Source organism: Streptomyces lancefieldiae (genome assembly GCF_031845825.1).
Lineage (GTDB): Bacteria > Actinomycetota > Actinomycetes > Streptomycetales > Streptomycetaceae > Streptomyces > Streptomyces lancefieldiae.
This window is the reverse complement of record NZ_JAVRFH010000020.1, coordinates 103900-121935: the sequence shown is the minus strand read 5'-3', so window position 1 is coordinate 121935 and position 18036 is coordinate 103900. Positions and strand designations below refer to the sequence as shown.

General features: G+C 73.6%; 18 protein-coding genes and 1 pseudogene. 7 read left to right on the top strand and 12 right to left on the bottom strand.

Going from position 1 to position 18036, the window contains the following annotated elements; genetic code table 11:
* Positions 1-178: 178 nt before the first annotated feature.
* On the bottom strand, positions 179-1114 hold the full coding sequence (gene bdeA / locus RM812_RS20815; protein WP_311574627.1) for a bis(hydroxyethyl) terephthalate hydrolase: 936 nt from the start codon (positions 1112-1114) through the stop codon (positions 179-181).
* A 532-nt stretch (positions 1115-1646) separates the two neighbouring features.
* Between bdeA and RM812_RS20810 the strand changes: the two genes are divergently transcribed.
* Positions 1647-2531, top strand: a complete 885-nt coding sequence (locus RM812_RS20810) for a Gfo/Idh/MocA family protein (protein ID WP_311574625.1) — start codon at positions 1647-1649, stop codon at positions 2529-2531.
* Positions 2532-2537: 6 nt separating this feature from the next.
* Here the strand turns inward: RM812_RS20810 and RM812_RS20805 are convergent, their stop codons facing one another.
* Both RM812_RS20805 and RM812_RS20800 read right to left on the bottom strand, forming a co-directional pair.
* Positions 2538-2933, bottom strand: coding sequence for a hypothetical protein (locus RM812_RS20805; RefSeq protein ID WP_311574670.1), 396 nt, complete (start codon positions 2931-2933; stop codon positions 2538-2540).
* 97 nt (positions 2934-3030) lie between these two features.
* A complete protein-coding gene (locus tag RM812_RS20800) occupies positions 3031-3930 on the bottom strand; it encodes a GNAT family N-acetyltransferase (protein WP_311574623.1) in 900 nt (299 codons plus the stop codon).
* A 402-nt stretch (positions 3931-4332) separates the two neighbouring features.
* Between RM812_RS20800 and RM812_RS20795 the strand changes: the two genes are divergently transcribed.
* Positions 4333-4554, top strand: a complete 222-nt coding sequence (locus tag RM812_RS20795) for a hypothetical protein (protein ID WP_311574621.1) — start codon at positions 4333-4335, stop codon at positions 4552-4554.
* Between the two features lie 151 nt (positions 4555-4705).
* On the opposite strand, the gene RM812_RS20790 is transcribed toward RM812_RS20795, so the two are convergent.
* From RM812_RS20790 to RM812_RS20775, 4 genes are all read right to left on the bottom strand, one after another.
* Positions 4706-5215 (bottom strand): DUF5709 domain-containing protein, encoded by a 510-nt coding sequence (locus tag RM812_RS20790; RefSeq protein ID WP_311574619.1) that lies wholly within the window; start codon positions 5213-5215, stop codon positions 4706-4708.
* Positions 5216-5311: 96 nt separating this feature from the next.
* Positions 5312-6790 (bottom strand): hypothetical protein, encoded by a 1479-nt coding sequence (locus RM812_RS20785; RefSeq protein ID WP_311574617.1) that lies wholly within the window; start codon positions 6788-6790, stop codon positions 5312-5314.
* A gap of 216 nt (positions 6791-7006) precedes the next feature.
* Positions 7007-9361 carry a glycoside hydrolase family 65 protein gene (locus RM812_RS20780; protein ID WP_311574615.1) on the bottom strand — a complete coding sequence of 785 codons (2355 nt, stop codon included), beginning with the start codon at positions 9359-9361 and terminating at the stop codon, positions 7007-7009.
* Positions 9358-10098 carry a beta-phosphoglucomutase family hydrolase gene (locus RM812_RS20775; protein WP_311574613.1) on the bottom strand — a complete coding sequence of 247 codons (741 nt, stop codon included), beginning with the start codon at positions 10096-10098 and terminating at the stop codon, positions 9358-9360. The genes RM812_RS20780 and RM812_RS20775 overlap by 4 nt, the downstream gene beginning before the upstream one ends.
* A gap of 112 nt (positions 10099-10210) precedes the next feature.
* Here RM812_RS20775 and RM812_RS20770 point away from each other — a divergent pair, with 112 nt between their 5' ends.
* The gene (locus RM812_RS20770; protein ID WP_311574611.1) at positions 10211-10873 is read left to right on the top strand and encodes a nucleoside/nucleotide kinase family protein; all 663 of its coding nucleotides are present in this window, start codon (positions 10211-10213) and stop codon (positions 10871-10873) included.
* Between the two features lie 68 nt (positions 10874-10941).
* Here the strand turns inward: RM812_RS20770 and RM812_RS20765 are convergent, their stop codons facing one another.
* Positions 10942-11103, bottom strand: coding sequence for a hypothetical protein (locus RM812_RS20765; RefSeq protein WP_311574610.1), 162 nt, complete (start codon positions 11101-11103; stop codon positions 10942-10944).
* 226 nt (positions 11104-11329) lie between these two features.
* Here RM812_RS20765 and RM812_RS20760 point away from each other — a divergent pair, with 226 nt between their 5' ends.
* From RM812_RS20760 to RM812_RS20750, 3 genes and pseudogenes are all read left to right on the top strand, one after another.
* Positions 11330-12244: a MurR/RpiR family transcriptional regulator gene (locus tag RM812_RS20760; protein ID WP_311574608.1), complete on the top strand. Its 915-nt coding sequence runs from the start codon at positions 11330-11332 to the stop codon at positions 12242-12244.
* A gap of 327 nt (positions 12245-12571) precedes the next feature.
* On the top strand, positions 12572-12955 hold the full coding sequence (locus tag RM812_RS20755) for a hypothetical protein (RefSeq protein WP_311574606.1): 384 nt from the start codon (positions 12572-12574) through the stop codon (positions 12953-12955).
* A gap of 674 nt (positions 12956-13629) precedes the next feature.
* A pseudogene (locus RM812_RS20750) lies at positions 13630-14814 on the top strand (PP2C family protein-serine/threonine phosphatase); the annotation flags it as partial.
* Between the two features lie 7 nt (positions 14815-14821).
* Here RM812_RS20750 and RM812_RS20745 read toward each other — a convergent pair.
* Both RM812_RS20745 and RM812_RS20740 read right to left on the bottom strand, forming a co-directional pair.
* Positions 14822-15310 (bottom strand): flavin reductase family protein, encoded by a 489-nt coding sequence (locus tag RM812_RS20745; protein WP_311574602.1) that lies wholly within the window; start codon positions 15308-15310, stop codon positions 14822-14824.
* Between the two features lie 188 nt (positions 15311-15498).
* Positions 15499-16335, bottom strand: a complete 837-nt coding sequence (locus RM812_RS20740; RefSeq protein WP_311574600.1) for an ATP-grasp domain-containing protein — start codon at positions 16333-16335, stop codon at positions 15499-15501.
* 242 nt (positions 16336-16577) lie between these two features.
* On the opposite strand from RM812_RS20740, the gene RM812_RS20735 reads away from it, so the two are divergent.
* Positions 16578-16991 (top strand): Zn-ribbon domain-containing OB-fold protein, encoded by a 414-nt coding sequence (locus tag RM812_RS20735; RefSeq protein WP_311574598.1) that lies wholly within the window; start codon positions 16578-16580, stop codon positions 16989-16991.
* Positions 16992-17064: 73 nt separating this feature from the next.
* On the opposite strand, the gene RM812_RS20730 is transcribed toward RM812_RS20735, so the two are convergent.
* Together RM812_RS20730 and RM812_RS20725 are read right to left on the bottom strand one after the other, a co-directional pair.
* A complete protein-coding gene (locus RM812_RS20730; protein ID WP_311574668.1) occupies positions 17065-17451 on the bottom strand; it encodes a PPOX class F420-dependent oxidoreductase in 387 nt (128 codons plus the stop codon).
* 250 nt (positions 17452-17701) lie between these two features.
* On the bottom strand, positions 17702-17887 hold the full coding sequence (locus RM812_RS20725; RefSeq protein ID WP_311574596.1) for a hypothetical protein: 186 nt from the start codon (positions 17885-17887) through the stop codon (positions 17702-17704).
* Between the last annotated feature and the right edge of the window lie 149 nt (positions 17888-18036).

Genomic DNA, 18036 nt, shown 5'->3' with positions numbered 1-18036 from the left:
GGTCCGCCGCGTCTCGGCAGGGCGTCGGCCGCGTCACCTGCGGTTGTGTCCCGTACGGGCGGGGCACGCACTGTGCCGTTGCCCAGCGATCCGGGCCCGGGGCCGTGCGGCCGCACAGACCACGCCGACGGCGGTCGCAACGTACCGCGACCGCCGTCGGATGGTGCCGTGGGAGGTGTCAGGAGTTGTGCGGGCAGTTGCCCCGGTACTCCTCGATGGTCAGGCTCGGCCGCGGCAGCGGGCACAGGAACTGCTCGTAGCGGGTGTCGTTGTCGATGAACCGCTTGAGCCAGGAGATGCTGTACTTCGCGATCGTCGTGTTCGACGAGTTCGGCGAGAAGTGGGTGCTGTTGTTCAGTTCCAGGTACGCGCGGTCCGTCCCGGACGGCAGGCTGGAGTAGAACGGCTCGGAGTGCGAGGCGACCGGTGCGATGGTGTCGCCGTCCGCTCCCACGATCAGTGTCGGGGTGCTGACCTCGGGCCAGCTCTTGTCCAGGTTCCAGGGGGTGAGGGGGATCGCCGCCTGGAGCGACGGCCGGGACTTGGCGGCCTCCAGGGTGCCGCCGCCGCCCATCGAGTGGCCCATGACGCCGAGCCGGCTGCTGTCGATCCGGCTGCGCACGGAGCTGCGCTCGGTGAGGTAGTCCAGGGCTGCCAGCAGTTGCCGGCCCCGGGAGTCGGGCTGGTCCAGCGTGGTGTTGGTGTCGATGGTGAACACGACGAAGCCCTGCGAGGCCAGCCGCGGGCCGAGCCAGGCCATGGAGGACTGGTACGCGGTGAAGCCGGGCGCGATCACGACGGCGCCGAACGTGCCGTCGCTGGTGCTGGTCGGGTAGTAGATCGTGCCGCCGCCGAAGCCGGTGACCACCAGCGAGGAGACGCTGGTGTCCGCCACGGAGTACGGGCCGCGCAGTGCCTCGATGCTGGACTCGGTGGGCGCCGGGCCGCGCTCGTACGGGTTGTCGGCGGCCTGGGCGCCCGGGCCGGTGAGGGTGCTGAGCGCGACGACGGCGGCGACCACCGCCGTGACGCCGGCGAGCCGCCGCCGCGTTCCGCGGAACGCCGGGCGCTTGGCCCGGGAGGCGGCGTGGGTGTGGGGGTTCTGCTGCTCCACGAGGAGTCGTCCTCTCTGTCGTGGCGAGGGGCCCGGCCGGCGGTCGCACACGGCCCGGAACACGTGGGGTCGCGTCCCGGGACATCCACCGCACGGGCGTCGCCGATGAGCTGGCGGTGCCACTGTGGGCGGGCGGCGCGGCCGGGGGGATCGGCAGAATCACCGGTCTCGTGCGACGCGGGGTCGGTCCGGCTCCCCGAACGCGGGAGCGCCGGGCCGGCCTCCGGGGAGCCTGAGCGCCCGGCCGGCCGCGGGACGAGCCCGGAGCGTGTACGCCGGCCCGGGGGGCCTCCTGGTGCGCCCGCGGGGGTGGGACAAGGGCGACGCAGGGGCGGAACACCTGGTGGCCCCCAGCCCCCGGCCCCCGGTCCCCGGAAGGGTCGGGAACGGGTTCGTTCGGGGCCCCGCGCCCCTGTCCGCTCACCGGCAGGTGTGACACGCTCGGCGTCGGCCGGACTGTCGCGCGCCGGCCGTCATGGAGGAACGTCGCCGGGGCCCGGCACCGGGTCCGGCACCGTGGAGAGGTGGCCGCATGCGTATCGGACTGCTCGGCACCGGCCCGTGGGCGGACCTGGCACACGCCCCCGCCCTGGGCCGGCACGACGACCTGGACTTCGTGGGGGTGTGGGGGCGCCGCCCGGACGCCGCCAAGGAGCTGGCGGAGCGGCACGGCACACGAGCCTACGACGACGTCGACGCCCTGCTGGCCGACGTGGAGGCCGTCGCCGTCGCCCTGCCCCCGGCCGTGCAGCCCGACCTGGCGGTGCGCGCGGCCCGGGCCGGATGCCATCTGCTGCTCGACAAGCCGCTCGCGGCGACGGTGGCGCAGGGGCGCGCGGTGGTGGAGGCGGTGCGTGCGACAGGTGTCGCCTCGGTGGTCTTCCTCACCACCCGGTTCCAGCCGGAGGCCGAGGCATGGATCACCGAACAGGCCGCCTCGGACAGCTGGTTCACGGCCCGGGCGCAGTGGCTCGGCGCCGTGTTCACCGGCGACAGCCCGTTCGCCGACTCACCGTGGCGACGGGAGAAGGGCGCCCTGTGGGACGTGGGGCCGCACGCCCTGTCGGTGCTGCTGCCGGTCCTCGGCGACGCCCGGCGCGTGGCGGCGGCCGCACCGGGCCCCGGGGACACCGTGCATCTGGTCCTCGACCACACGGGCGGGGCGTCCAGCACGCTCACGCTCAGCCTGACGGCGCCGCCCGCCGCGGCGGGCGCGACGGTGGAACTGCGCGGCCGGGCCGGCGCGACGCTGCTGCCGGAGACCACCGAGGGGCCGGTGCCCGCCCTTCGACGGGCCGCGGACGCTCTGCTCGCCGCCGCGGGCGGTGGGCGCCCACACCCGTGCGACGCCGCGTTCGGGCTGCGGGTCACCGAGATCCTGGCCGAGGCCGAGGCCGTGCTGGCCGACCGGCGGTGAACGCTCTCAGCCGTCGGCCGGCTCGCGCCCGAACGGTTCGTCGCTCCAGCGGAACCAGGCCCGGTCGCCCTTGATGTGCAGCAGGAACTCGGCGACCGGGCCGTCGGGCGAGACCAGCCGTACGCGGTGTCCGATCTCGGCGTAGACCCTCTCCCACTCCGCCCAGTGTCCCGCGTCGTCCCGCTCCGCGAGGGCGAGTTCGCGGGCGAACAGGTCCTGGACGGCACCGTACGCCGGCCCGGCGCGGAACCGGCCCGACAGCCAGGGGAAGTCGGCGTCGTCGATCAGGATCTCGCCGATCTCCCCCGTCTCTCGGGTCCCCCCGGTCCCGGCGCCGTCCTCCCCGTCCTGCCCGGGGTCCGGCACCCCGCACACGTGCCAGGTCTCGCCCTCGAATCCCACGTCGCCTCCGCCGCCCGCGCTGGTGATCACCGTGCGGGACAGCATCCCACCCGGCACCGTCACCGGGCCGGAGGTGCCCCGGCCCGGTCGGTTTCGGCTACCGACCGCTCTCCGCGGGGCGGAAGTTGATCCGTTCCCGCACGACCGGGTAGCCGGCCTTGGCGAAGTTGGCGGCCATGGGGCGGTTCCCCCGGTCCGTCGCGGCGGAGACGAACTCCGCGCCCCGCTCGACCAGGAAGTGGGTGCACTCGGCCAGCAGGTCGTAGGCGTACCCCTGTCCGCGGTGCTCGGGCAGGACGCCGATGAATCCGACGCACGGGCCGGACGGATTGTGCGCGGGGACGTGGATGCCCGCCAACTCGCCCCGTGCCGTGTACGCCAGTTGCCACCATTCACGCGGCGACGGACACCAGTGGAAGAAGTCGAGCTCCGCCTGGGCGGCCTGGTCGAGACCGCCCTGTTCGATGTCCATCAACGCGTGGGCGTCCAGGGTGACGGAGTGGATACGGCGCAGCGCGTCGAAGAACACCGCGTCGTCGGGTTCGGGACGGAAGTCCAGCCGCCCGGGCCTCTCGGGGAGCCCGCACTCCGGCGTCCAGCGGTACAGGAAGCGCTCGACGAGGAGGTCGTACCCGGCCGCCCGTGCCGCGGTGAAGCGTGCCTCGGTGGCGGCACGCAGGGCGGGCTCCTCGCGCCAGGTGCCGGGCGGGTTCAGTTCGAGTTCGACCTGCCAGGGGGCGGAGCGCAGGAGTTCGGCTCCCGCTTCCTCCTCGCCCTCGGCCACGTCGAACCAGTTGACGGTGACGGGTTCGGTGTCGTCGGGGCCACCCCACCAGGCGGCGCGGGCGACCACGGTGCCGTCGCGCAGGGCGACCCGCTTCCAGTCGGGGCGGTGGCGGGTGAGCCGGTGGCCCTCACGGGCGCCCAGCGGGTCGGGCATGGTGTCGAAGAGAGGGGCGTCGCTCGCGTCGAGTACGCGGATGACCGGATCGGTCACGGATTCCTCCGGGATGCGTCATGCGGGGTGCGCTCCCGGTCAGTCGAAGCACGCCGGGCCAACGGGGAGGGAGCGCATGGGTGAGGTGCACTGCACGGCTCTGCCCTCCTTCCCTCGGTCTCGGGCGTGGTGCGCACAGTACGGGGCGCCGTGCGGGTCGCGCCACTGGTTTCCCGGAGCGGACGGCTCGGCGTGCGGAGGGCGGGGCGGCATAGGAGCGTGGTGGTGTGAACGGTGTCCCTTCCGCCACCACGCCGGTGCGGGCGACGCCGTGCGGCCCGTCGGACCTTCCGGCGCTCCGGATGCGCGGACCGTTCACGCATTGAATGGTGTTATCGGGATATCCGGCACCGACAACAGCACGGCACCGAAGCAGCGATCCGGATCCGAGGAGCACTGATCATGTCGACGTCACAGCCCGACGCCTCCCGGGCGTCCGAAGCCCGCGCGGGCGACGACCGCGCCACCCCGGACGACCTGCTCCACACCCGTACCGGCACCGACGTGGCACCGGAGGACCTCGTTCTCGCGGCCGGCCGGGACGTCACCCCGAAGAACCTGGAATGGGCCCGGCGCAAGCTGGCGGAGGAGGGTCCCGCGGCCATGGACAAGCTGCTGCCCTGACCGAGGGCCGCCGGAAAGCACGACGCCGGGTCCGGTGCGGGCGCACCGGACCCGGTCGGTGGACAAGCGGCCGCGGCGGGACCGCCCAGCCAGGACCGGCCGCGGCGGGACCGCCCCTGCCGGTCCTGGCTGGGCGGTCCCGGCCGGGCGGTCAGCCGGTCCGGTCGCCGCCCTCCCGGTCCTCCTCGCCCTCCGGCAGCGCCGTCTCGTCCTCCACCACGTGCACCGCGGCCTCCTCGGCACCCGCGGCTCCGCCGTCGATGCCCACGTCGTCGGCGATCGTCTCCTTGGTCGTGTCGGTGCGTACGCCCTCGTCGGGGGCGACCAGCCGGCCGGAGCGGTCGGTGCCCGCCTCGGGATCGACGGGCTCGCCCTCCCCGCCGGGCTTGTCGCCCACACCGTCCCCGGCGGGCGCGGACACGTCGGGAACCTCCTGGGACAGCCGTTCGTCCAGGGTCTCGCCGTCGTGCTGCTCGGCGGCCGTCGTGCCGTGCTTGGTCACGCCGAGGGGCTTCTCCGGCGGGGAGTACCCCTCGTCGAGCGTGTCGTCGTAGTTCCGCTCGTCGACGGCGTCCTGGAGGTCGAGGGGCGCGGCGTCCTCCTGCTCCTCGTTGGTTCCGGTGGGCTGGTAGGCGTCGTCGGCCATCGGGTCCGTGCCCATCGCTGCCTCCCTCTCGCGCTGCGTCGGCTCGGTGGTCTCGGTGTCGGTTCGCGTTTCCCGATACGCGATCTCTAACCCGTTCCCGGTCCGGGATCCTCACTCCCGGGGTGCGACGCGGACACCCAGGTCGACGATGCGGTGCGGTGTCCAGGTGCGGGCGTACCCGGGCGGGGTGCCGCCCGGGCCGATGACGGTGGCGACCGGGATCCTGCGGGCGGTGTCGACGATCTCGGCGACGGTGGTGTTCTCGTTGTTGCCGCTGGTCGCTCCGGAGGAGCAGCCGGTGTAGTAGCCGATCGGGATGGACTCGTGCCCGGTGATCAGGCAGGGCGGGCGGACGCCGAGCCGGTGCAGCTCGTCGGCGAGGCGGGTCCAGTCCTGGCGGCTTGCGACGTTGCGGTCCACGGTGCCCACGAGGACGGCGAACTGCACCGCCAGATGCCCGGCCAGGGCGAGCGCGACCACCGCCGCGGCCACCGGACGCCACCGGCCGCGCTCCGTCCTGACCAGGTGCCACAGCGCGTCGGCGACCGGGACGGCCAGCAGGGCGTAGGCGGGCTGCAGGAAGCGTGGCGCCGCGTAGCCGATCATGAACAGGTACGGCACCGCGGCCGTCACGGCACAGGCGAACGGGATCAGCGCGCGGGCCGCGCGCCCGGCCCGGACCGCGACGACGACTCCGAGGACGGCGACGACCGGGAGGACGACCCACCACAGGGTGACCACCGGGTGCGGCAGCGAACCGCTGCACGGGCGGCACAGGGCCCGCCCGCCCAGGCTGCGCATCTGGTCGTCGACGGCGATGTTCCAGCCGAGGCCGCCCTGGATCTCGGAGGCCCGGGACAGCCGTTCCCCGAGGCCGCCGTACCAGCCGTACGCCTCGATCACCCACTCCACTCCCCCGGCCGCGAGGCCGCCCACGAGGGCGAGCAGCGGCAGCCGGCGGCGGCGTACGAGGACGAGGACCAGCAGGGGCAGGGTCACCCAGACCGCGTCGGTCGGCCGCATCCATGCCATCAGCGCGGTCCCGGCCACCACACCCCACAGGGCGGCCCGGCCGGACAGCCCCTGCCAGGACCGCAGGAAGCAGCCCACGCAGATCAGGGCGCCGATCGCGACCCAGTAGTTGGGCATGGCCTGCGGACCGTAGAAGAGGGTCACCCACAGGGTGGCGAAGAACGCGCCGGCCGTGGCCAGGACCCGGGACGGGTACAGGCCCTTCCAGGCCCGCAGGGCGAGATACAGGCCGACGCCGGACAGCACGGCGAGGTAGACGCGCAGCAGCTCGGTGGAGGACGACCAGGACGCCACGGGCGCCACCAGCAGGGAGACACCGCGGGACCTCGGCGCGCTGAAGAAGGCGGCCGGGTGGTGGGAGGTGACCTGGCTGACGTACACCGTCTCGTCCCAGCCGAGACCCATACCGGGGTGGACGAGGACCAGTTGGGCCACGGTGAAGACGGCCGCCACCGCCGCGAGCAGGGCGTCACCGCGCAGGCGTCGGGGGGTACGGGACGTCGTCGTCGGATCACGCCGCCGTCTGCCGACGAGAACGGTGTCGGCACCGTCGGCCATCGTGTACCCCTCACCCCCGCGCGTCGCGGGGCCGCTCGGCCCTCGGTCCTCACCTCCTGCCGCCCGTGGCGGGAGCCCGGAATCCCGGAAAGCGAAGCCAAACTAACCCGTGTGTCATGGAAGTGCAGGTCGGATCTCGGCCAGTCGCGCCCGGGCTCTCGGCCAGTCGCGCCGCCTCGTCCGTCACCCGCCCCCGTCGGGCCCCCGTCGGGCCGGTCAGCGAGCGTTGGGGCGGCGGTGCGGGGGCTGTTCGGGTGTGGGACGCCATTTGGGTGCGGGGATGGCAAGGGTGACGGGGCCGTCCCCGTTCAGGGCCACCGCGCTCCCGTGGTGGTGGATCGTCAGGGGGGAGCCGTTGAGCAGGGTGTACGTCGCCTTGTCGGCGTCGATCTCCACGCTCAGGCACCGGCCGCGGAACTGGAGCCGGAAGGCGAGGCGGCTGAACTTCTCGGGCAGGCGCGGTGTGAACCGGAGGCTGTCGCCGAAGCGCCGGGTGCCGCCGAACCCGGCGACCAGCGCCATCCAGGTGCCGGCCAGCGAGGCGATGTGCAGCCCGTCGCGGGTGTTGTGCTCCAGGTCCGCCAGGTCCATCAGGGCGGCCTCGGCGGCGTAGTCGTAGGCCAGGCGCAGATGTCCGGTCTGGGCGGCGACGACGGCCTGGCAGCAGGCGGACAGCGAGGAGTCCCGCACGGTCAACGGCTCGTAGTAGGCGAAGTTGCGGGCGATCTGGTCCTCGTCGCAGTGGGCGTCGAACCAGTTGCCGCAGGTGTACATCGCCAGCACGAGGTCGGACTGCTTGATGACCTGCTTGCGGTAGAGGTCGAAGTAGGGGAAGTGCAGCAACAGCGGGTACTGGTCGGCGGCGGTGGCGGCGAAGTCCCAGCGCTGGTGGCGGGTGAAGCCCGAGTGCTGCTCGTGGACGCCGATCTCGTCGTTGTAGGGGATGTTCACGGACTCGGCGGCGTCCCGCCAGTTGGCGCTCTCCTCGTCGTCGACGCCGAGCCGGTTCGCCTCGTCCGGGTGGCGTTCGCACACGTCGGCCGCGGCCAGGAGGTTGGCCCGTGCCATGAGGTTGGTGTACGTGTTGTCGTCGGTGATGGCGCTGTACTCGTCCGGACCCGTGACGCCGTCGATGTGGAAGACGCCGTGGTGGTCGTGGTGGCCGAGGGAGCGCCACAGCCGGGCCGTCTCCACCAGGAGTTCCAGTGCCGTGTCGCGTTCGAAGTCGGTGTCACCGGTCGCCGCCGTGTACCGCACCGCGGCGTGCGCGATGTCGGCGGCCACGTGGAAGGCCGCCGTGCCGGCCGGCCAGTACGCGGAGCCCTCCGAGCCGTCGATCGTCCGCCACGGGAACGCGGCGCCGCGCAGGCCGAGCTGGGCGGCGCGGTCCCGGGCGGCGGGCAGGGTGTCCCGGCGCCAGCGCAGCGCCTCGGCGACGGCCCTGGGCTCGGTGTAGGTCAGCACGGGCAGCACGAACATCTCGGTGTCCCAGAACACGTGCCCGTCGTAACCGGAGCCGGTCAGTCCCTTGGCCGGAATCGCCCGCTGCTCGGCGCGGGCCCCGGCCTGCAGCACATGGAACAGGGCGAAGCGCACGGCCTGCTGGATCTCCTCGTCGCCGTGCACCTCGACGTCCGCCCGTGCCCAGAAATCGTCGAGGTAGGCGCGCTGCTCGCCCTCCAGACCGTCCCAGCCGCTGTGTGCGGCGGCGGCGAGCGCGGCCTCGACCTGGTCGCTCATCGCGGGCCGGGACCGGGCGCTCGACCAGCCGTGGGCGACCGTCTTGCGCACCCTCAGCCGCTGTCCCGGCTCCAGCACGGAGGTGATGGTCAGGCGGGCCACGTCCGTGTCGCTCTCGCTGCTCGTGGTGGTCTCCCCGGGGGCGTCGAGCTCGTGGTCGGCGGCCACGGCGACCCTGAGGCCGCTGCGCCGGGTCCGGTGCACCAGTCGCAGCCGGGGCCCGATGGCCAGGTGCTCCTCGGGTTCCAGCGGGGACTGCAGGGCCTTCGCCGTGCGCGGGTCGCCCTTGGGGTCGGGCAGGCTCTCGTTGGCGACCAGTTCCGACTGGATGACCACCCGGGTGCGGCTGTCGACGGGTTCGACCTCGTACTGCACGGCGGCGATGGCCCGCTGGGTGAGGGAGACCAGCCGGGTGGAGCGCACCCGGACGGTCTTGCCGGCCGGGGAGGTCCACTCGCAGGCCCGCTCCAGCACGCCGCGCCGCAGGTCCAGGGTGCGTTCGTGCTTGACGAGCCGCCCGTAGCGCAGGTCGAACGGCTCGTCGTCGACCAGCAGCCGCAGCAGCTTGCCGTTGGTGACGTTGATGATGGTCTGGCCGGACTCGGGGTAGCCGTAACCCGCCTCGGCGTACGGCAGCGGGTGCAGCTCGTACACGCCGTTGAGGTAGCTGCCGGGCAGGCCGTGCGGCTCGCCCTCGTCGAGGTTGCCGCGCCAGCCGATGTGGCCGTTGGAGAGGGCGAAGACGGACTCGCTCTGGGCGAGGAGGTCGAGGTTGAGGGCGGTCTCGCGTACGGACCAGGGTTCGACGGCGTACGTCCGGTTGGTGATCACGCCTGGCCTCCCAGCTCCGCGAGGTCCTTGACGACACGGTCGGCGCCGTGGGCGTAGAGGGCGTCGGTCTGGCCGACGCGGTCGACGCCGACCACGTAGCCGAAGTGCCCCGAGCGTCCCGCGTCCATGCCGGCGAGCGCGTCCTCGAAGACGGCGGCGCGGGACGGCTCGACGCCGAGGTCCCGGGCCGCGGCCAGGAAGGTGTCCGGGTGTGGTTTGCCCGGCAGTCTCCGTTCCCGGGCCACCACCCCGTCGATCCGTACGTCGAAGAGGCGCTCGGCGTCGATGGAGTGCAGCACGTCCCGGGTGTTGGCGCTGGAGGAGACGATCGCGGTGGCGAGGCCCGCGGCGCGGACGGCGTCGATGTAGCGCAGCGTGCCCTCGTACGGTTCCACGCCGTCGGTGCGGATCTTCTCGAGGAGCAGCTCGTTCTTGCGGTTGCCGACGCCGTTGACCGTGTGCGCGTCCGCCGGGTCGTCGGGACCGCCCTCGGGCAGTTCGATGCCGCGGGAGGCGAGGAAGGAGCGGACGCCGTCGGCGCGGGGGCGGCCGTCGACGTACTCGTCGTAGTCGGAGTCGGTGAACGGACGGAAGTCCGCGCCCTCGCGCTCGCGCAGGAAGGCGTCGAACGTCTCCTTCCAGGCGGCCGCGTGCACCACCGCCGTCCTGGTGACGACCCCGTCGAGGTCGAAGAGGCAGGCCTGGATGTCGTCGGGAAGTCCGAGCTGCGTCGTCATACCCGACAGGTTCCCCGGCGAGGCGCGTCCCATCGGGTGGTACGGGCCACAGGGCGATCGAAGGCCGCGAAGCCCTCCGAGGGGCGGTTCGTCGGGTGAGACACTCTGCGGTGTGCCGCTGACATTCGACGACCTCCTCGCCCGGGCCCGCCGCCTCCCCCTGGGCGGGCGGCGCGCGATCCTCGGTGTCGCCGGGAGCCCCGGTGCCGGGAAGTCGACGCTCGCACAGGCGCTGGTGCGGGAGCTGAACGGTGCGGGCGAGGCCTGGGTCGCGCACGTCCCCATGGACGGCTTCCACCTCGCCGACGCCGAACTGGACCGGCTCGGCCGCCGGGACCGCAAGGGCGCCCCCGACACGTTCGACGCGGCCGGGTACGCGGCGCTCCTGCGCCGCCTGCGCGAGGACGGGGACGGGGACACCGTGTACGCGCCGGGCTTCGAGCGCGTGCTGGAGCAGCCGATAGCGGGGGCCGTCCCGGTGCCGCCGACGGCGCGGCTGGTCGTGACGGAGGGAAACTACCTGCTGCTGGACAGCGGGGCCTGGCCGCGCGTGCGGTCCTGGCTCGACGAGGTGTGGTTCTGCGAGCTGGACGAGGAGGAGCGCATCCGCCGGCTGGTGGCACGGCACGTGGAGTTCGGCAAGTCCCCCGAGGGCGCGGTCGCCTGGGTGCACGGCACGGACCAGCGCAACGCCGGCCTGGTCGCCGCGACCCGGGACCGCGCGGACCTGGTCGTACCGGCGACGGCGCTGCCCGTCGCGGAGGCGGGCGGGTGACGGGCGGTGGCTCGGCCGGGGTGGTCGCCCGGCCGGTCTGCCGCCGGTGGGGCGCGGTTACCCGCTGTTCACCGCTCGTCGTAGTCGTCGGGATGGACGTGCGCCTCCTCCAGGGCCTCGCGCATGGTCCGGCCGGTGCCGCCCGGCGGGCGGGGCGCGTCCTCCTCGCGCTGTTCGAGAACGTCGTCGGTGGTGTCGGTCTTCGGCCGGTTCTCTTCCGGGACGGTCATGACGGTGACTCCTCGTCCGTGCTGTCAGGTACTTCCGTACCGTCGGTCGCTTCCGTGACAGCGGGTTCCCGGGCAGCGCGGTGCTATCCCCCACGGGGTGCGGACGCCGGTTCCGCACCGGGCGGACCCCGGCCCGGGCGGACCGCGGTGGGGCCCGTCGAGCGGCCCTGACGTCCACGGCCGGTGGGCTATGTTGACCTCCGTGGGAGACGAAGGAGGCGCACCCGTGTCATCGCCGCAGCAGGCTCGCGCGCAGGCATCGGCGATCACCTCGGGACGGGCGGTCCCGCAGACGGAGGTCTCCCCCACGTCCCGGCTCCGGACGCTCTTCGACCGGCCCCGGCTCTCCCCGGGCCAGCGACGCATCGCGCAGTACCTGATCGATCACCTCACCGAGGCGGCGTTCCTGTCGATCACCGACCTCGCCGACCGGGTCGGCGTGAGTCAGCCGTCGGTGACGCGGTTCGCCTCGGCGGTCGGCTTCAGCGGTTACCCCGCGCTTCGGGAGCAGCTCCAGTCGATCGCGCTGGGCGGCCGGGGCTCCCCGGCCGAGGAGAACCGCGGCAACGAACTCCAGGCGGCCGTCGACGCCGAGATCGAGAACCTGGAGAACCTGCGGCGCGACTTCGCCGACGCCGACCGGGTGATCGACGTCGGCCGCGAGCTGGCGGCGTCGGCACCGCTGACCGTCCTGGGGCTGCGCATCTCCGTCTCGCTCGCCGAGTACTTCGCCTACGCCGCCCGCCGGGTCCACCCCGACGTGCGCCTGGTGACCCGGGGCGGCAGTGTCGCCTACGACGCCCTGCTCCAGTCCCGGGAGGCGGGCGGCACCTGGGTGCTGGCCTTCTCCATGCCCCGGCACGCCCACGAGACCCTGGGCGCCGTCCGGGTGGCACGCGGTGCCGGACTGAAGGTGGCGCTGATCACCGACCTCGCGCTCGGCCCGCTGGTGGACGAGGCCGACGTGGCCTTCGCCACGGGCACCGGGTCACGGCTGGTCTTCGACTCCTACGCGGCGCCCGGTGTGATGTGCGCGGCGCTGCTCCAGGCCATGACCGACGCCGACCCCGAGCGGACGCAGGCCCGGCTCGAGGAGTACGAGCACGTCGCCGACCAGTACCAGTTCTTCCTCCGGGACTGAGTCGGCCCCGCGTCCGCGACCGGGCCGGCGGGAGGGCGGCTCGGACAAGGCCGACCCCATAAAGCAGACATGAATGTTTTCATACGTCTTGCAAAGCGGATGGCATATATAAATACTGCTCACGGAGCGCAACCCGGCCGCACCGGACCGCGTCCGCACCTGCGCGAACCTCTCTGGTCGCCGACTCCCCACCCGCTCCGGCCGCACCCCGGGGTGTTCCGTCGGGCATCGCCCGCACGAGCGCCCCCGGCGCTCCCGGTCATTCCGTGGACCGGGGCCGCCCCACACCCGTCGCACCACCCCGCCGACGCCGCACACCCGGAAGCGATGATCATGCCCCTGACGACCACGCGCATCAGCCCGGACTGGCCGTGCCAGGTCAAGACCCCCGGCAGCTACGACTGGGAGCGCTCGGCCGCCAGGTGGCTGCGTGAGCTGGTACCGGCCCGCTACGCCGGTTACCCCGCGCTGATCCGCCACCCCGTGCTGCTCGCCCGCCACGCGCAGATCCAGGTCCAGCAGGAGATCCGGGTGGCCCGCACCGCCCTGCGGACCGCCCGGGCCGACCTGCCCCGGCTGGGGCTGCCCGAGTCGGTCATCGAGCACACGATCAAGCTGTACGCGGCGGAGATCCTGCAGTTGCAGCACATCGCGCGCAGCGTGCGGGCGGTCACCGAGGCGCTGGTCGCGCGGGGCGGCCCCGGACGCTGACCGGCGCGGCACGGCCGCAGGCCGCCCGCCGGGGAAATCAGGGGACCCGAGGCGTCTTCGAATCCGGCCCGGTGTGCGATGCTCGTCGCGTGACGAGCGAGCACGCCACGCCGGCGGGCGCCGGGGCCGCGCCCGACCCGGCCCCGTTGGCCCGGGTCGTCGCCGAGCAGCGCGCCGAGTCGGACCGGTTGCGCGAGCCGACGGCGACGTCGGCGGTCGTCGAGCGGGCCAAGGGCGCGGTGATGGCACTGACCGGCGGCTCCGCCGAGGCCGCGCACGAGACGCTGACGCGGCGTGCGGAGGCGAAGGGGCGCACGTTGCTGGAGGAGTGCCGGCTCACCCTCGGCTCGCTGGCACCGCCCCCGCACGGCGACCTCCCTGACTCCGGGCCCGCCGCGTCCGGCACCACCGGCTCCCCCGACCGCCCGCCCGCACCCCCGCAGTCGCCCGCCCTCGCACCCGCCTCCCGGCCCTCCCCCGACCCCGCGACAGGGACACCGGGCTCCCCCGACCCCGCCTCCGCGCCCCCGGGGCTGCCCGGCCCTGCCACACGACCCATTGGCCGCGCCGAGCCCACTCGCGCGACTCCGAGCGCCCCGGCTCGTGCCGCCGCCTCCGCCTCCGCCGCCTGGGAGTCGTACGAGATGGCGGCCGGTGGCGCACGCGGTCCCGTCGACCGGCAGGAGCAGCGGCTGGCCGATCTGCAGCGGCTGGGCAACCTGGGCTGGGTCAACTGGAACCCGGTCACCGGGGAGGCCGCCTGGTCCGCGCAGGTCTTCGCCATCTTCGGCCGCGACCCCTCGCACGGCCCGGTCCGTCTCACCGGACTGCCGGAGCTGGCGCTGCCCGAAGACGCTGCCGCGCTGGACCGTGCGGTGCGGGCCCTGGTGTGTGAGGGGCGGCCGTGCGACGTTCCGTTCCGGGCCAGGACACCGGCCGGTGTCCGGCATCTGCGGATGGTCGCCGAGGCCGCGAGGGACGCCGACGGCACGCCGGTCGAGGTGCACGGCTTCGTGCAGGATCTCACCGCGCGGCGGCGCGCGGAGCTGGCCCTGGTGGAGAGCGAGCGGGCGATGCTCACGCAGCACGACGTACTACGGGCCGAGCGGTCACTGGCCGCCCGGTTGCAGGACGCGCTGCTACCGCTGCCCAGGCGGCCGGTGCGGCGGGCCGGGCTGCGCGTCGAGGTCGCCTATCTGCCCGCCCAGTCGGGGGTGCAGGTCGGTGGCGACTGGTTCAGCGCCATAGAACTGCCCGAGGGCGACGCCCTGTTCGTGGTCGGCGACGTGGCCGGACACGGTGTGGACGCCGTCGCCACGATGGCGCAGCTCCGGTTCACCGCCAAGGGCATGATCATCACGGGCTCGTCGCTGACCGGCGCGCTCGTCCGTCTCAACACGCTGCTGCTGCACTCCGGGGACGCCCACGGCACCGCGAGCATGGTCCTGGCCCGGTACGAGCCCACCCGGCGCCGGCTGGTCTGGGCCCAGGCCGGACATCTGCCGCCGCTGCTACTGCGTTCCGGAACGGCGCGCTACCTCGACCGGCCGAGGGGCATGCTCCTGGGGGCGAGCACCACGCCGGTCTTCACGGAGGCCGAGTGCTTCCTCGAGCCGGGTGACCGTCTGGTCCTGTACACGGACGGTCTGGTCGAGCGGCCCACCGAGGGCATCGACCGCGGGCTGGATCGGCTCGCGGAGACCGCGGCCGCCCACCACCGCGGCTCCCCCGGCTTCCTGGAGCCCCTGCTGGCCGCCATGCTGGAGGAGGAGGACCGCAGGGACGACGTCTGTGTCCTCGACATACGCGTGCCGGACGACGACATCCGGGCGCCGGACGATCCTGCCGGACCGGCGTGAGCGCCGGTCAGTCCACCGGGTGGCCGGGCTCGATGGCCCGGGCGTCGGCGAGCCGCAGCAGCGGTCCGCCGGACGGGTCCCGCCCGCCCCACTCGACCGGGTCGAGGACGAAGCCGACGTGATCGCCCCCGTCGGCCCGCGACACGACCCGGCCGACGAACCACGCCTCGGCGTCCTCCAGCACGGCGGCCCCGCCGTACCCCTCACGCCAGCGGACCTGCCGGAACTTGTCCACCCGGTCGCCGGTCTGCCCGCCGAAGACCTCGGCCGTCTCTCGCCGGTCCCGGGCGAGCAGATGGACGGCGAGGAACTCGGCGGACCGCGCCACCCGGTAGGTCCGGTTGACCTCGGACAGCCACACGACGAACCGCACCGGCTCCAGGGAACACTGCGAGGAGAAGCCGACCAGGCAGCCCGCCCGTTCCCCGTCCGCCGCGGCCGTCACGACGCACATCTCCGGGTCGAGCCGGCCGACAAACACGTCCATGGCGGCCATGCTAGTAGGGCCTGTCCGACCATTCCCGTCGTCGCCCGGAGGGCGGCCTCGCGGCGTCAGGTGCGTGCTCTCGGCGTGCCGGGCGCAGAGCCTCGTACGGGATGTACTCGGCTCTGCGCCCGGTGCGGCGAGAGTGCTGCATGGCGTCGCGAGGCAGGCGGGAATGGTCAGACGGGCCGTAGGCGGAGTCAGGCCGCCAGGAGGCGTCGCAGGGCGTCCCGCAGGGCGGTGACGAAGGCGTTCCGGCCGGCCTCGTCGAGGGCGTCCAGCGACAGATAGGGATTGAGATCCTCCAGCTCGACGAGGAGCAGCTCACCGCCGGGCGCGCGGCAGGCGTCGACGCGCTGGATGCCGTGGTCGATGCCGTTCCACTCGATGAACCGCCGGGCGAACGCGAGGTCGTCCGGGGTGGCGTCGTACGGTTCCAGCTCCCAGCGGCGACCGGGGTCCGGCGCGTACAGGGCGTACTGGAAGTCGTGGTCGACGAAGTAGAAGGAGATCTCGTGGGCGAAGTCGACGCGCGGCTGGACGAGCAGGTCCCCGGCGTCGCCCCGCACCGCCTCGCGGACGCGGTCCGCGGGCACGATCCGCAGTCCGATCGAGTCGGCGCCGAGCCTGGGCTTGACGACGTACTCGTCGGCCGGGGGCAGCCGGTGCAGGTCCTCCGGCCGGTCCACGGTGGGGATGACCGGGTATCCCGCCGCGGTCAGGTCGAGCAGGTACTGCTTGCCCGCCATGTCGGCCCTGCCGGTGAGCTGGTTGTAGACAGGGGTTCCGCGTTCGGTCGCGCGCTCGCGGAAGGCGTCGTACGCGGCCCGGTGCCCCAGGACGGGGCCGCTGTTGCGGACGACGACCGCGTCGAAGGCGTCCAGCAGCGCGGCGGCGTCCCGGGGATGACACAGGGCCAGGTCGAAGTCCTCGCGCAGGCGGGAGGTCAGGAAGATGTCCTCGTCGCAGTAGCGCCGTCCGCGCGCCGCATAGGCCAGGTCGGTGACGTACAGGATGCGGGGGCGGGCGGATGGCATGCGGAACTCCTCGCGGGCTGGTGGGAAGCGATCGTAAGCGGTCGCACAACTGGGCGACACGGTGACAGGAAGGGTGCCGAGGCGACAGGCGGGCCGCGTTGCCGAGGGTACGGAGTGCCTTTACGGGTGGCACTCAGTGCCATACGCTGGCGGGCGTGCACGGTGGCACGGCGAGCCGCGCACACGCGTGCCGGGTGACCGGGCACGCGGGATTCCGGCCCGAGTGCAGGGAGTTGACCAGCGTGTACCACCCCTCAGGAAACGTCGCTCAGCAGACGGTCGGCGCCGCGACGGGCGTGCTCGACCCCGCGGCCGCGGACGCGGAGGCCCTCTTCTTCCAGCGCTGCACCTGGTGCGGCACCGCGATGCACCACCGGGTGCTGTGTCCGGTGTGTCGCGGCAGCGACCTGCGGACGGAACGCAGCAAAGGCACCGGCACGGTACGCCACTCCACGGTGGTGCACCGCAACACCCCCGCCGCACGCAACGTGTCCCTGATCGAGATGGCCGAGGGGTTCGTGCTCCGCGGCCGGGTCATGGGCCCCCTCATCGGCATCCACAGCGGGGACCGGGTGCGGCTGTCCACGGCCAAGGACCCGGTACGGGGCGAGCCGGTCTTCCAACTGGTCGACGAGCCCTACCGGGCGTGGACCTGAGTGCCGGTCAGTCCCCGCGGCGGACCGCCCGGTCCGGACGTCGGCCCGCCGGGAGGGGCCGTGCCCGGCCGGGTCAGGGTTCCAGCGTGACCCGGATGCCCAGGGTGCCGCTCGTGCCCCGGCGCAGCCGGCTGCCGAAGAGGGTCAGCCGGCCGAGGACGCCGTACTTGCGGACGATCAGCCGCCGGTAGTGGGCGGTGGTGGCCGGGTCGCAGATCTCGGCGGTCGCCGGGACCTGGTCTCCGGTCGGCCTGCGGCGCACGTCGCAGGGGCCCACCAGGACGTCGGCGTGGTTGCGGACGCGCTTGACCTTCCAGGAGTCGGCGGCCGTCCACACACCGAGCGCGTCCCCGTCGCGTACGACCCGCACCGGGGGGTCGACCGGTGTGCCGTTCTTGCGGTAGGTGGTGAGCAGCAGGCGCTTGCCGGCGCCGAGCCGGGCCGGTGACGCGTCGCCCATGCCCCGGAGTCCGGGTCCGTACGCCCGTGCGGCGTGACCGACCTCCTCGGGCGTCCGCGCGAGGTCGGCGGCGGCGGCGGGTCCGGCGAGGGCGAGCGCCGCCCTGAGCCCGGCCGGGCCGGGACAGCGGGGCGTCGGCGAAGTCGGCGACGCCGTGACGGACGGCCGAGGCCGGTACGAGAAGGGCACCCGTCCTGCGGAGGGTGCCGGGGGCCGGGGCTCCGATGCGCCGAGGAGTCCCAGGCAGCGGTCAGGCGGCCTTCACCGACTCCGGGGCCGCGGTGGCCCACTCCATGACGAGCCGCTGGTACTCCTCGCGCTGCTCGACGCTCAGTGTCCCGCCCGACCGGAGCCACAGGGCCCGGATCTCCTCGTTGACCTCGGCAGCCGATCGCTCGGAGGAGGGTTCAACAGTGGTGGACATGCTGTGAAGCATACGGCGCCAGGCGTGAAGAGGATGTGAGTAATCACGAGCCAAACGGACATAGCGGACCGTGTTACTGATCACGTCGATCTCCCCATCTGTCAAGGGCTACCGGCGAGTTCGTTCACTGCGACTGTGTCCTGCCGCACAACGCCCCCTTG